Genomic DNA, 14,274 nt, shown 5'->3' on the forward strand with positions numbered 1-14,274 from the left:
TCAGTCCTTTCCAAAGGCTTCACTGCCTATATTTCATATTCCCGTCTGAGCTGACCGCAGGCGGCGTTTATATCCGCGCCGAGAGTCCTTCTGACGGTAACGTTCATTCCCAGTCTCTCAAGGCGCTTCGAAAACTGTTCCACAGACCTTCTGTCGGCGCTGTAGCTTCGTTCCTTTATCTTGTTAACGGGTATAAGATTTATGTGACAATTCATACCGCGAAGAAGTGCTGCCAGAGCCTCGGCGTCGCGGGGTGAATCATTCACGCCGCTTATCACGGCGTATTCAAAGGAAATGCGTCTGCCCGTTTCCTTTATATACTCCCTGCAGGCGGCGATAAGCTCGTTTATATCCCAGGAGCGGTTCACGGGCATTATCTCGCTTCTGCGCTCATTGTCCGCCGAATGGAGCGATACCGACAGAGTAAGCCCTGTTTTAAGCTTTGCCAGATCGTTTATCCTCGGAGCAATACCGCAGGTGGAAAGTGACACGTGTCTCAGGCTCATATTCCGCCCCTTGGGGGAACTGAGCAGCTCCAGAAATCTTATCACATTATTATAATTATCCAGCGGCTCGCCTATGCCCATCAGCACAAGGCTGTCAACGTGCCGTCCGCTGTCCTTTTCCGCAAGGTATATCTGCATGAGCATTTCGGAGGGCGTAAGGTTTCTTCTGAAGCCTGCGATGGTGGACGCGCAGAAATTGCAGCCCATTCTGCACCCCACCTGAGTGGATATGCATATGCTGTTTCCGTGCTTGTAATCCATCAGAACAGACTCGATATGATTGCCGTCTTCAAGCCCATAAAGATATTTTATCGTATTATCTACACAAGATTCAAGTCTTTTGACAATATTTAGTCGCTTTATATAAAATTTTTCAGATAATTTTGTGCGAAGTTCCAACGAAATGTTAGACATTTCTGAAAAATCGGTTACTTTTTTTACATGAAGCCAGTTAAAGATCTGCTCGGCGCGGAATTTTTTCTCCCCCATGGAGTCAAGCTCCATTATGATCTCATCCAAGGAGAGCGATAAAATATCAAGCTTTTCAGTCTCCATGAGACCCATCCTTCCTTAAACGGCAGATGAAAAAACCGTCCCCGCCGAAATCCTTTGCAAAAACCGCAGTCATAAATTTCCCCTTGAAAAAGTCACCCATCTCCTCGGGAAAATCCTCTCCCGAAAAGTCCTTCCGCTTCTCAAGGAAAGCCTCAATAACGCGCTCGTTTTCATTTATATTCACCGTACAGGTGGAATAGACAAGCAGACCGCCGTCCTTTACATATTCCGCAGCCGCCAGAAGTATCTCAAGCTGTACCCTCGGAAGTCCGTCAGCGTCGGATAAAGGCTTGTAGCGTATCTCGGGCTTTCCCCTGATAACGCCGTATCCGCTGCATGGCACATCGCAGAGAACTCTGTCCGCAAGTGGCAGCTTCGGGTCATGTACCCTTGCGTCATTGGTCACAGCCTCAACAATTCCAAGCCCCAGACGCTCAGCGCCCTGTCTGATAAGCCCCGTCCGCTTCTCGTGAAGCTCGCAGGCGATGATCCTGCCCTTGTTTTCCATCATCTCAGCCATAGTGAAGGTCTTTCCACCCGGGGCGGCACAAAGGTCAATGACCGTCTCCCCCGGCACGGGAGAAACCGCCTTGCAGCAAAGCTGAGAGGAATGATCCTGTGCGTGGTAATTTCCCTTTATAAAATCCTCGTCCTTTTCCACGTCCCGAAGATTTTCGCATATGACCGTATTTTCGTCAAGAGCGCTTACAGCAGCTTTGACTCCCCTGCCCGAAAGACTATCCGCAAGGGCGCTGCCGCTTGTTTTAAGGGTGTTTGCCCTCAGAGTGCATATTGATGGCAGAAGAGCATTTTCCAGAAGAGAGCGTGTATTTTCCTCGCCGTAGCCCTCGCATATCCTCCTGATAAGCTCCTCGGGGCAGGAATACTCCACAGACATTTTCTTAAATCTGTCACCCTTCACCTCGGGAAGCTTCTTTCCGTCCCTGATGATATTTCTGAGAACAGCGTTCACCATTCCCGAAGCCGAAGCCTTTTTCAGCTTCTTCACAAGCTCTACCGACTCGCTTACAGCAGCATTATCGGGAACATTGTCCATATACAGAAGCTGATATGCGCCCATCATAAGAGTGATGCGGACCTGCTTGTCAAGCTTGTTTATCGGCTTTGTTACGTATGCTGAAAGAAGGTGCTCAAGGGTAATGCGCCTTTCGGTAACGCCGTAGAAAAGCCTTGCCGCAAACGCCTTGTCCCGCTCGGAAAGAGAGCTGTCCTTAAAGGCGCTGTCAAGAGCAATATTTGAATATGCGCTGCCCTCGACCCTTTCAATGAGCTTATAAGCGGCAAGCCTTGCGGACATAAAATCACTCCCGGGAAAAAATTATCTTCTTCGTCTGCCCGAAATCACCAGCAGACGTACAAGGCTCAGCAGAGCGGATACCATAGCGGCAACATAGGTCATAGCCGCCGCAGTAAGGACCTTCTTTGCGTCATTTAATTCATCGTCCTCAAGAAAATGAGCCGAGCGAAGGGATCTTATTGCCCTGCCGCTTGCGTCAAATTCAACGGGGAGAGTTACCGCCTGAAAAAGCACCACTGCGCAGAAAAGCAGTATTCCCGCAGTGATGAGAAAATCCCAGGAAAAAATAATTCCCAGAAGGACCAGCGGAGTTGAGAGGCTTGAGCCGAAGCGTGTAACGGGGATTATGGCGTTTCTCAGCTTGATGGGAGCATAGCCCGTTGCATACTGAACAGCATGACCTGCCTCGTGAGCCGCAACGCCCACAGCCGCAACGGTCGCACTGCCGTAAACATCGTCCGAAAGCCTTATGACATTTGCTCTCGGGTCAAAATGGTCGGTAAGGCTGCCGCTTATGCGCTCTATCCTTACATTTGTAAGGCCGTTGCTGTCAAGTATCGCTCTTGCAGCGTCCGCACCGGTAAGTCCTCTGCTGTTTCTTTCCTTGCTGTACTTTGAAAAAGCAGATTTGACCATAAGCTGAGCAATAAGACTGAATATTATTGCAGGGATAAGTATTATTATCGTGCTGTCCCAATACATAGCAAACTCTCCTTATACTAAAGATCAGTATACAAGCTTATTTCCTCTCAGATAATCGGCTGTTTTCATTCTCTTTCCGCCCTCTGCCTGGACCTCGGTAAAGGTAATGCCGAAGCCGTCTCCGCAGATGACGGTAAATTTATCCTTGTCGCATATCTCCCCAGCAGAGCCGTTATGATGAACTCCGTCAAGCTCGCTGCGGTATATTTTAAGACGTCTGCCTGCTATTTCAGCCACAGCGCAGGGCCAGGAAGACAGACCTCTTATCTGATCGTGTATCTCCTGTGCGGATTTTGAAAAATCAATGGGGCAAAGCTCCTTGGTAAGTCTGGGAGCGTAATTGGAAAGGCTGTCGTCCTGCTTTTCGGGGTGAACATCGCCCGACTTTATGGCACTTACCGTATCAAGAAGCACCTTTGCGCCAAGCTCGGAAAGCCTGTCATGAAGCTCGTCGGCAGTCTCATTCTCGCCTATCTCAAGGGAAGCCTTGAGGAGCATATCGCCTGTGTCAAGTCCCTCCGCCATTATCATAGAGGTAACGCCCGTGACCTTCTCGCCGTTTAAAATGCACCACTGTATAGGTCCTGCGCCACGATATGCGGGAAGCAGCGAAGCGTGGATATTTATGCAATAGGTTTTAGGAATGTCAAGTATCCTTTTGGGAAGTATCTGACCGTAAGCCACGACCACGATAAGGTCGGGAGCAAGCTCTTTCAGCAGCTCATAGGACTTATCTGCGTCCTCCCCCTTTTTCATGCTCAAAGGCTGATAAACGGGGATACCCTTTGAAACGGCATATTCCTTGACGGGGGGCGGAGCCAGCTTGTAGCCCCTGCCCTTGGGCTTGTCGGGCTGAGTGAATACCGCCTTCACATTCTCGCCGCTTTCAACAAGGGCTTTAAGGCAGGGAACAGCAAAATCGGGCGTTCCCATAAAAACAATATCCATTATAATGATCACCCTTTAATAGAGAGTTTTGTGGTTTTCGTCAGAAAATTTCGGAAGGCAGTCTGAAAAAACAAACTTATTCCTCACAGCTTTACTTCTGATCCTGATTTTTTACCCTGACCTTTATCTTCTTTCTTCTGCCACTGTTTTCCCGGACGTCCTCGGGACGGACAAATTCCTCAACAACGTCAACGAAAAGCTGACCGTCAAGATGAGCGTTCTCGTGGCATACGCACTGTGCGCCCAGATCGTCAAAGCTTTCCTCGAACCATTCGCCGTTTCTGTCCTGAGCCTTCAGCACAACGTGCTTGGGTCGGGTAACATATCCCCACTTGTCGGGGCAGGAAAGACAGCCTTCCATAACACGCTGCTTTCCGCTCTGCTCCTTTATTTCGGGGTTTATGGCTTCAATGCGGCGGGTCTGATTTGTTTCCGGGTCATCAAGGTGCATAATGAAAAGCCGTCTGCACATACCCACCTGAGGACCTGCCAGACCAACGCCCTCCGCCTTGTCAAGGGTCTCGTGCATATCGTCAAGGAGAATGTGGAGCTTCTCGTCAAACTTCTCAACGGGTCTGCATTTTTTTCTGAGTATGGGGTCGCCGTCTATATATATATTGCGAAGTGCCATTGCAATTATTCCTTTCTTGATTTTGTATTCAAAGCGAAATATCGCCGTTCATATCAATAAAGACCGATATCCCCCGAAACTCGGGGAGCCGCGCCGTCTCCGTCCTCACACCGCTTATAAAGCTTCTGAACAAAGAATTGTTGCGGCATTTTATTATCAGCCTGTATCTGAATTTGCCGTTTATCTTTTCAAAAACGCATTTTGACGGACCGAGCACACGTACGGGCATTTTTTCGGGAATGCTTTTTATCCCCTCGGCTATCCTATCAGCGAAAATATCCGCAGCCGCTCCCGTCTTTTTGTCGTCCTCCCCCGAAAATCCCACTGCGCAGATATCGCAGAAGGGCGGATATATAAGGGCTCGGCGCATTGCTATCTCCTGCTCGTAAAAGGCGGTATAATTCTGCTCTGCGGCAAGATTTATCACATAATGGTCGGGGGCAAAGGTCTGGATTATCGCCCGTCCCCTTGAATTTCCCCGTCCGCTTCTTCCCACCACCTGGGTGATGAGCGAAAAAGTCCGTTCATAGCTTCTGAAATCCCCCGAATACAGGGATTTATCCGCATTGAGCACGCCTACCAGCGTAACGTTCGGGAAATCAAGTCCCTTGGCTATCATCTGAGTGCCCACCATTATGTCATATTCCCCGTTTCCGAAGGCGGTAAAGCGCTTGTCGTAGGCATACCTGGAATATGTGGTGTCAGCGTCCATTCTGAGTATCCGTGCCCCGGGGAAAAATTCCGCAAGCTCGTCCTCAAGCCGCTGGGTACCCATACCCGTCAGCCTTAGCTTCGTGCTGCCGCATTTGGGGCATTTGTCCGTATAGTCCCTGCTGTACCCGCAGTAGTGGCATATCAGGCGGTCGTTCACCTTGTGATATGTAAGAGGTATGCTGCAGTTGGGGCAGGATATAGGTTCTCTGCACTCGGAGCAGGTTATGAAGGTATGATAGCCTCTGCGGTTAAGGAGGAGTATGGACTGCTCCCCTCTCGACAGATTATCGTTTATGCCGCTTACAAGCTCCTCGCTGAGCACACGTCCCGTGCCTGTCATATCGATTATCTCAGCCCTTGGCATTGCCGCCTTTTCATTCGGGTCGGGGCTGTATCGTTCGGGCATAACAAACAGCTTTGTCCTGCCCTTTTCGGCGCTGTAATAGCTTTCTACAGAGGGTGTGGCAGAAGCGGTGAGCAGCAGTGCATTATGATAGAGACACCTCTGCGCCGCCGCGTCCTTTGCGTGATATCTGGGGCTTGACTCGGATTTATAGGTGCGCTCCCCCTCCTCGTCCATAATGATGAGACCGATATTGTCAAGAGGAGCGAAAACTGCGCTTCTTGTGCCCACAACTATCCTGCACTGCCCCGATTTTACGCGCTTGTATTCATTCGAGCGCATTGAAAGGGACAAGCCGCTGTGAAGCACAGCCACCGTTTCACCGAACAGCCTGCGGAAACGGTTAAGGGTCTGCGGTGTCAGGGATATTTCGGGAATGAGCATTATCACATTCCTGCCCATACGGAGAGTGTGGTCGATAAGCTTTGCGAAAACAGGGGTCTTGCCGCTTCCCGTAACGCCGAAAAGCAGTGCCGCCGCCGCTTTTTTCTCGGATATCATCGCGGAGATACCGTCAAAAGCCGCCTGCTGACTGCCGTTCAGGGTAATATCGTCAACATTGTCCCGTTCTATTGCTTCGGGAGCCTTGAGCACCTCGTAATCGAAAAGCTCCGCAGCCCCGCTCTTCACCATATTCTTTACCACCTGAGAAGTACAGCCGCACATATAGCAAAGCTCTCTTACCGAAGCGCAGCCCTCTCTCTCAAGTATCTCAGCCGCCGCCTTCTGCTTGGGGGTGAGCTTGATATTCCTCTCCGAATACCTGTCTGTGAGCCTTACCATGCTTACGGTGTCGTCTCTCACACGCTGCTTTGCAAGGTCGATCTCCTCAAGAAAGCCCTTTTCGATAAGCTCCGAAGCAGATCTCCCGTCCTCGGATATCATCATGGCAAGCTCGCCGCCGTCATCGGTCTCCGAAGCCGAAAGATACAGCCCCATCGCCTTATCGGACAGCTCGCCCTTTTTGGGCTTTTTCGGGGAGAGCCTGTATTTCTGAATAAAGCTCACACCAAGTCCCGGAGGAATAAGTGTGCGGAATGCCTCATAATATGTGCAGAACACCGTATCCCTCAGCCACAGCAGGAGTCTCAGCTGTTCATCTCCGATAATGGGGGTCTTATCCACCACAGAGCTTACGGATTTTAAATTCTCCGTATTCTCCGTATCGGTGCATATCCCCACAATTATGCCCACCCTGCGCCTGTCCGAGCGACCAAACGGAACTATTACCCGTGAGCCGGGAACAGCCTTGTCCGCAAGGTCATCGGGAACGCTGTAGCTGTATGCCCGGTCGAAGGCGAAGGAAGTGCCGCTTACGCCCACCTGAACAGATAAGCCGTTCACTTTATTATCAGTATGTTCCCTCTGTGGACTTGCCGGGCTTTACGGAAGGATCCTCCACGATGGAGAATTTTCTTGCCGCAAACTCGTCCACAGCAGTCTTGACAGGCTTTTCCTCAAGAGTCATATTCTTCTCGGCAAGCTCGTCCGCGATCTCTCTCGCACGCTTTGCAACGCCGATAACAACGGAATAATAGCTTTCGCCGTGAGTAGCGATCTGATTCATAGCTGGTCTTAACATAATCAAAAACTCCTTTTAAAAACATATTATATTATTATACCATACATTTATGAAAAATGCAACTGTTTTATTTTCCGAGAACATCATCGATAAGCTGCTTTGAGCGTCTGACCGTGAGCTTCTCGGCTTCAACTGCCTTGATAAAATCGCTCACTGCCTCGTTCAGGTCGTCGTTAACGATAACATAGTCGTAATCATACGCCTTTTCGATCTCGCCTCTTGCCTCGGAAACACGCTTTTCGATGACCTCGGCAGTCTCCGTTCCCCGCTTTTCAAGGCGCTGCTTCAGAGTGTCCACAGAGGGAGGAAGAATGAAGATGAAAACCGCTTCGGGGCAGGCTTTCTTTATCTTCATGGCGCCCTGTACCTCGATCTCAAGGATAACGTCCCTGCCCTCGCAGAGCTTGTCCTCAACCGCTTTCTTGGGAGTTCCGTAATAATTGCCGCAGTACTGCGCATATTCTAAAACGCCGCCCTCGGCAATAAGCTCCTCGAATTTTTCTTTTGTGGTGAAATGATAATTCACTCCGTCGACCTCGCCCTCTCTGGGAGCACGGGTGGTCGCGGAAACGGAATAATAGAAATTATCGTTTTTGAGCACCTCCGCAAGGACGGTCCCCTTTCCGCAGCCCGAGGGCGCCGAAACAACGATAAGAAGTCCCTTTGACATATTTTAACATTCCTTTCGGGTGATATTTTATTCTGTGTCATTCCCCTCGTTATCCTCGGGAACGGTCTCTGCCCGTCCTGCGATGGAGGAAGGGAGCACGGCGGACAGCACTACGTGGTCGCTGTCCATAATAAGCACCGACTTGGTCTTTCTGCCGTAGGTGGCGTCAATGAGCATACCTCTGTCACGTGCGTCCTGCACGATACGCTTGATGGGTGCGGACTCGGGGCTTACAACTGCCACAAGCCGCTCTGCGGAGACTGCATTTCCGTATCCGATGGGAATAAGCTGCATAGCTTTCTCTCCTTTTATTCGATATTCTGGATCTGTTCCCTTATCTTTTCTATCTCGGATTTAAGGTCTACAACTATCTTGGTAACTGCGATATCCTGCGCCTTTGAGCCGATGGTGTTTGCCTCGCGGTTGAACTCCTGAATGAGAAAATCCAGCTTTCTGCCCACAGGCTCGTTAAGGGAAAGCATATCCCTCAGCTGTCGGATATGGCTCTTGAGCCTTACGGTCTCTTCTGCAACGGCGGTCTTGTCCGCAAATATGGCAGCCTCGGTAACAAGCCGCTGCTCGTCTATATTCTTGTCCGCAAGCACCTCGCATAAACGGGCATAGAGCTTGTTCCGGTAATTCTCCGCCGAAAGAGGTGAAAGCCTTTCCACCTCGTCCACAAGCCTTTCTATCATATCGGCACGCTCAAGAACGTCCTCCTTCATTTTCAGTCCCTCGGTCTCGCGCATTGCGATAAACCTTGACACCGCTTCATCTGCAACGGTCTTTACGCTGTTCCAGATAAGCTCCTCGTCATCTGCAGCCTTTCTCACGGTAAACACATCGGGCAGCCTTACAAGCTGGGAAAGGGTAAGGTCATCTTCAAGCCCCAGCTCCTCTCCCACGCTGCGCAGAGCGTCCACATAGCCCTTTGCAACCACTTTGTTTATCTCGATCTGAGTGTCCGCAGCTTCAATGGCGGTGATGGAAACGCTTACCTCCACCTTGCCCCGGGATATCCTGCCGTTAAGATAGCTTTTGAGCTTTTCCTCAATGTAGCCGTAGACTCTGGGTACTCTTGCGGAAAATTCGTAGTAGCGGTGATTTACCGAGCGTATCTCCACAATGATATCTCTGCCCCCGATGATCTCCTCGGCTCTGCCGAAGCCTGTCATACTTTTTATCATAAAATTCTCCTTAATGCGCTGCGGTAAAGCACTCCACAGCGCCTTGTTTTACTCGAAACGGCAAAATCCTCCGCATATTGCGTATGCTTTGCCATAGCTTATATTATTATACCATACTCTGCCATATAAATCAAGCTTTTGATACCAATTGTTCATAAAAACATTACAAACAGGCAATACATTTATTTGCTCTCTGAGTTAAAATTAAACTGTATAATTATATTTATAAAATTCTTTACAAATTTACCGAAATGTCTGATACATGAAAGGATACTATTTTTTATGAAAGACGGATTTATCAGATGCGGCTGTGCAGTGCCCGACCTGAAGGTGGCAGACTGCGAATACAATGCCGGACAGATAATAAATGCTGTAAAGGAAGCCGCCGCAAATGACTGCTCCCTGCTCACCCTGCCCGAGCTTTGCATTACGGGCTACACCTGCGGCGACCTGTTCCTGTCGAAAACTCTTATCGAAGGCGCAGAAAAGGCTCTCCTGCATATTCTTGAGGAGACAAAGGACCTTGAGATGATTTTTATTGTGGGTCTCCCACTGTCTCATGCGGGCAAGCTTTATAACTGCGCTGCTGTATGCTTAAAGGGAAAGGTTTATGGATTTGTCCCCAAAAGAAATATACCGAATTACTCCGAATTTTACGAGGCAAGGCATTTTACTCCCTGGGACAGCAGCAGCAGACCTGTTTCAATAATACGTTTCCACACCGTTATGGGTGAAATGGTTTTCAGCAGCTATGACGACCCGGATCTCGTATTCGGAGTGGAAATATGCGAGGATCTGTGGGTGCCAAGCTCTCCCTCGGAAGAGCTTGCCGAAAACGGTGCGCTTATTATCTGCAACCCCTCCGCCTCCGACGAGGTCATCGGCAAAAAGGAATACCGCCGCAAGCTGGTCGAAATGCAGAGCGCAAAGCTTGTCTGCGGATATGTATACACCGACTGCGGCTTCGGTGAGTCAACGCAGGATATGATATTCTCGGGTCACAGCCTTATCTGCGAAAACGGCACCCGTCTTTGCGAAAGCAAGCCATTTACAAGCGGCATAATTTACGGTGACATCGACCTTGAAAAGCTTTCGGGAGAGCGCCGCCGCATGAACACCTATCCCCGTGGGGCAATGAACACTTATACTCAGGCTTCGGAGGATAATTTCGTTGATGTGCGAATGTTCAGCCTGAAAACTCCCGACCTGAAGCTCTGCCGACATTTTGCGCCTATGCCCTTCGTTCCCGCCGACAGAAATGACCTTGCCGCACGCTGCGAGGAGATACTCACAATGCAGGCAACGGGTCTTGCCACAAGGCTCAGACACATTCACGGAAAGACCGCCGTTATCGGGCTGTCGGGAGGACTCGACTCCACCCTTGCCCTTATAGTCACCGTTCACGCCTTTGATATGCTGCGGCTTGACAGGAAGGGAATTATCGCCGTTACAATGCCCTGCTTCGGCACCACAAAGCGCACAAAGAGCAACGCGCTCACCCTTGCGGAGGCGTATGGGGCAACGATACGGGAGATAGACATTTCCGCTTCCGTCCGTCAGCATTTCAAGGATATCGGTCAGAGCGAGGACGTTCACGATGTTTCCTACGAAAACGGACAGGCAAGAGAGCGCACTCAGGTCATTATGGATATCGCCAATATGACAGGAGGCATCGTTATCGGAACGGGAGACCTTTCCGAGCTGGCTCTCGGCTGGGCTACCTACAACGGCGACCATATGTCCATGTACGGAGTAAACTGCTCCATTCCCAAAACTCTTGTACGGCACCTTGTTTCCTACGAGGCGGAAAGGGTCTCGGGAGAGCTTTCGGCAGTTCTTAAAGACATTCTCGATACCCCCGTATCACCCGAGCTGCTCCCCCCTGCCGAGGACGGCACAATTTCTCAGAAAACCGAGGATATCGTGGGTCCCTACGAGCTTCACGACTTTTTCCTTTACTATATGGTCCGCTGCGGATTTTCGCCGAAAAAGATATTCCGCATTGCACGCATTGCCTTTGAGGGAGCATATCCCGATGAAGTTATCCTCAAGTGGCTGAAAATTTTCGTAAGAAGATTTTTTGCCCAGCAGTTCAAGCGCTCCTGTCTCCCCGACGGTCCCAAGGTGGGTTCCGTTACCCTTTCTCCCCGCGGCGACTGGAGAATGCCCTCGGACGCTTCCTCCGCCCTGTGGCTCAAGGAGCTTGAGGGCATAAAAGCAGAGTGATACCGCTAAGAAAGGATCTTTATATGAAGCTCAGAGAAATTTCCCTGCGCTACCTGCGGGGTCAGAAAAAGCACACTATCATTACAATTATTGCCATAATCACTGCTACCGCATTTATGACGGTAATGCTTGCCGCTGTATCGGTATACCGCGCCGCCTCCCTGAATATATGCAGAGAGACGAACGGTACATATCACGTGGTATTTAACGGTCTTGACAAGGATCAGCTGGTATCCGTGCGGAGCATGGACATATTCGATGAAACACAGGTCTACAGCGTTTCCTCATACACAAGCAGCACCGATGTGGATTACGGTCAGATGAAGTCTGAGGACGCCCGTATGGAATATCTCATATTGAACAAAATGGCTGTGGACGATGTTTTCCTGCGCTTCAAGGCAGGAGAGCTTACAATGCTTCCGAGCAATATGAACAGCGTCTTTGAGGGCAGGCTTCCCGAAAAGGACGGGGAGATAGTCCTCAGCGCAAAAAGCTCCTATATGTGGGGATATCCCGAAATAGGCGACACCGTCACCGCCGAGCTTGTCACCTGTAAGGCAAAAACAGACGGGGCACAAAGCTTTGAAAATGTCCCCGCATATCTGTCGGAAGCCTTTGACATAGAAGAGGTTTCGGAAATAAGCTTTACCGTGGTGGGCTTTTCCGAGGAAAGCAATATAGTTGATTATTCGGACACACGTCTCAAGTCCTACTCGTATCTTACAGATAACGTTGTTGCGAGATTTTCCGACAAGGCAAACGACCTTTACTGGGATATGAACAACGCATTCCATAACGCAGGCTATGAGGTAGACGAATTCAGCTACGGAATAAACCAGGAGCTTTTAAACCTTGAGGGAAAGGGCGTTACGGCGAAATTCTCCCAGGCGGTATTCTTCGCTCTGGTCTATCTTGTAGTCATTTTCCTTATGTTCTGCGTAAGAATGGTCATCGACAACTCCTTCGAGCTGTCCTCAAAGGAGAGGATAAAGCAGTTCGGACTACTGAAGGCTGTGGGCGCTTCGGGCAAGCAGGTTTTTGCAATGGTGGTATGGGAGGCAGTTTATCTTGCAGTGCCCGGAGTCACCGTCGGAATACTGCTGGGAACGGGCTGCGCCGCAGGACTGTTCGGCATAGTTAAAGATCTCCCCTATCTCAGTGACAGCAGCACGGCGTTTAATATGAGAGATATGCTTGTCTTTGAGCTGAGGCCCTATGTGTTCATCTCATCGGCGCTTATAGGCATACTCTGGGTCGTGGTCTCCGCCGTTTCTACGGGTATGCGCTCCATCAAGTCCTCCCCTGTTGAGGCTATGAACTCCGCAGGAAAGAGCGAGAATATTCGGATACCAAAGCACCCCTCGGGAATTGAAAAGGGCAGAGGCTTTATCGGAGCCTATTCCTCTCTGAGCATTAAACGCAGCAGGAAAAGATACATCATCACAATGGTCTCAATGGTAATGAGCATCGTCCTCTTTGCCACATTCTCCTATGGGGCTGAGCTTGCAAACGAAAAGATCACAGCGGAATTTGAGGAAAACAGAGTTCCCAATGACTTTTCCATTCAGACCTACTCCTTTACTCCCTCGGGCATTCGCGAGGACACGGAGAAAATGATATCCTCGGGATATTTTGAAAATGTTCAGTATGACTGTGTTCTCAAATTTTATATGCCCAATGAGACGCTGAATATCAACCGTGACACCGAGGCCTATGAAAACGGCGGTCTCCCCTTCGCTATTCACCCCATAAGCCGCGAGACCTTCGATAAATACATCACCGCCGACAGCAGCATTACCTATGACGAGCTTGAGCAGTCGGGGGCAGTGCTCATCGACCCTGTGATGAAGGACAAACGCGGCAAGGAGCTTTACCGCATAGTAAACGGTGACGCTCTGCCCGAAAGCCTTACTGCTGCGCCGTTTATCGACAGCATGGTATTTTTCCTTGACCCTGTTGACATTAAAACTGCAGGTACCTTCTCCACAGAGCTGCGCACATATTTCTCCTGCGATGAAATGTGTACGGCGATCATGGCGGACTCTGCCTACGAACAGCTGGTCTCACAGCTCGGTATCGACAGCTCCTCCGCAGAAGTAGAATACAGCGGCGGAAAATACACCCTGTTCGCAAGGACCATCTATGCAGACGCTGTAACGGGTATGGAGACGGAAGCGAGAAATTTCCTTAACCGAAATTACTACAACAGCTTTACCGACAATGCCGCAGATATGTCAAAAGCAATATCAAACCTTGGCATTGTAAAGACTGTGGGCTATTTTGCGGTGCTTATCATCGCGCTTATAGCCGCTGTAAACATCGTCAACATCATTTCGGCAAACGTTCTCGGCAGGACCTCCGAGCTTGCAATGCTCAGAGCCTGCGGAATGTCAGACAGGCAGCTTCATAAGCTCATATTGTCCGAAAGCCTTATTTATGCGGCTCTGGCAAGCTTCTCCTCTCTGCTTGTCGTGGAGGCGGCTGTACTTGTGATACAGATACCCTTCAAGAACCATTTCCATGATCTGGATATGGAGGATCTGGGAATTACGCTGTCCGCCGCCGCACCTCTCAAATATATTCTCATTGCCGCGGCTGTTTCCTTTGTTATCGCCGCAGCTGCCTCCTTCGTACCTGCAAGGCGGATAATCAAAACGCCTATTGTGGAGAATATCAGAAATACGGAGAATTAATTTTTTCCGATGAACATTGAGCTGTACGCTTTATCCCAATAAAATCAGCCTGAGAAGAGATCATCACATCTTCTCAGGCTGAATTTTTTATACTAATTCTAAATCGTTCTATAGACAAAGCCGACAGATAGAATAAGTC

At 49.8% G+C, this 14,274-nt stretch carries 12 protein-coding genes; 2 read left to right on the forward strand and 10 right to left on the reverse strand.

Translation table 11 applies throughout. From position 1 onward, the window contains the following. Positions 1-26: 26 nt before the first annotated feature. From rlmN to ACI4J0_RS05585, 10 genes are all read right to left on the reverse strand, one after another. Complete coding sequence (gene rlmN, locus ACI4J0_RS05540) at positions 27-1,061, reverse strand: 23S rRNA (adenine(2503)-C(2))-methyltransferase RlmN (protein WP_439764816.1); 1,035 nt, start codon at positions 1,059-1,061, stop codon at positions 27-29. Continuing rightward, entirely contained in the window at positions 1,051-2,379 is a 1,329-nt protein-coding gene (gene rsmB / locus ACI4J0_RS05545; protein WP_439764817.1) for a 16S rRNA (cytosine(967)-C(5))-methyltransferase RsmB, read from the reverse strand. The genes rlmN and rsmB overlap by 11 nt, the downstream gene beginning before the upstream one ends. Before the next feature lie 21 nt (positions 2,380-2,400). Beyond that, positions 2,401-3,081, reverse strand: coding sequence for a zinc metallopeptidase (locus tag ACI4J0_RS05550; protein ID WP_439764818.1), 681 nt, complete (start codon positions 3,079-3,081; stop codon positions 2,401-2,403). Positions 3,082-3,105: 24 nt separating this feature from the next. Beyond that, the gene (gene fmt, locus ACI4J0_RS05555) at positions 3,106-4,029 is read right to left on the reverse strand and encodes a methionyl-tRNA formyltransferase (RefSeq protein ID WP_439764819.1); all 924 of its coding nucleotides are present in this window, start codon (positions 4,027-4,029) and stop codon (positions 3,106-3,108) included. A gap of 91 nt (positions 4,030-4,120) precedes the next feature. Continuing rightward, positions 4,121-4,660, reverse strand: a complete 540-nt coding sequence (gene def / locus ACI4J0_RS05560) for a peptide deformylase (RefSeq protein ID WP_439764820.1) — start codon at positions 4,658-4,660, stop codon at positions 4,121-4,123. 28 nt (positions 4,661-4,688) lie between these two features. Then, on the reverse strand, positions 4,689-7,121 hold the full coding sequence (gene priA, locus ACI4J0_RS05565) for a replication restart helicase PriA (RefSeq protein ID WP_439764821.1): 2,433 nt from the start codon (positions 7,119-7,121) through the stop codon (positions 4,689-4,691). A gap of 7 nt (positions 7,122-7,128) precedes the next feature. Further along, positions 7,129-7,359 (reverse strand): DNA-directed RNA polymerase subunit omega, encoded by a 231-nt coding sequence (locus ACI4J0_RS05570; RefSeq protein ID WP_432649403.1) that lies wholly within the window; start codon positions 7,357-7,359, stop codon positions 7,129-7,131. Between the two features lie 67 nt (positions 7,360-7,426). Then, complete coding sequence (gmk, locus tag ACI4J0_RS05575) at positions 7,427-8,029, reverse strand: guanylate kinase (RefSeq protein ID WP_439764822.1); 603 nt, start codon at positions 8,027-8,029, stop codon at positions 7,427-7,429. A gap of 27 nt (positions 8,030-8,056) precedes the next feature. Further along, a complete protein-coding gene (locus tag ACI4J0_RS05580; RefSeq protein WP_439764823.1) occupies positions 8,057-8,323 on the reverse strand; it encodes a DUF370 domain-containing protein in 267 nt (88 codons plus the stop codon). A 14-nt stretch (positions 8,324-8,337) separates the two neighbouring features. Continuing rightward, on the reverse strand, positions 8,338-9,216 hold the full coding sequence (locus ACI4J0_RS05585) for a YicC/YloC family endoribonuclease (protein ID WP_439764824.1): 879 nt from the start codon (positions 9,214-9,216) through the stop codon (positions 8,338-8,340). A 282-nt stretch (positions 9,217-9,498) separates the two neighbouring features. Between ACI4J0_RS05585 and ACI4J0_RS05590 the strand changes: the two genes are divergently transcribed. Beyond that, positions 9,499-11,442 (forward strand): NAD(+) synthase, encoded by a 1,944-nt coding sequence (locus ACI4J0_RS05590; RefSeq protein WP_439764825.1) that lies wholly within the window; start codon positions 9,499-9,501, stop codon positions 11,440-11,442. 23 nt (positions 11,443-11,465) lie between these two features. Further along, on the forward strand, positions 11,466-14,135 hold the full coding sequence (locus ACI4J0_RS05595; protein ID WP_439764826.1) for an ABC transporter permease: 2,670 nt from the start codon (positions 11,466-11,468) through the stop codon (positions 14,133-14,135). Positions 14,136-14,274: the final 139 nt, after the last annotated feature.

It is taken from the genome of Huintestinicola sp. (assembly GCF_051882455.1).
Classification (GTDB): Bacteria; Bacillota; Clostridia; order Oscillospirales; family Ruminococcaceae; genus Huintestinicola.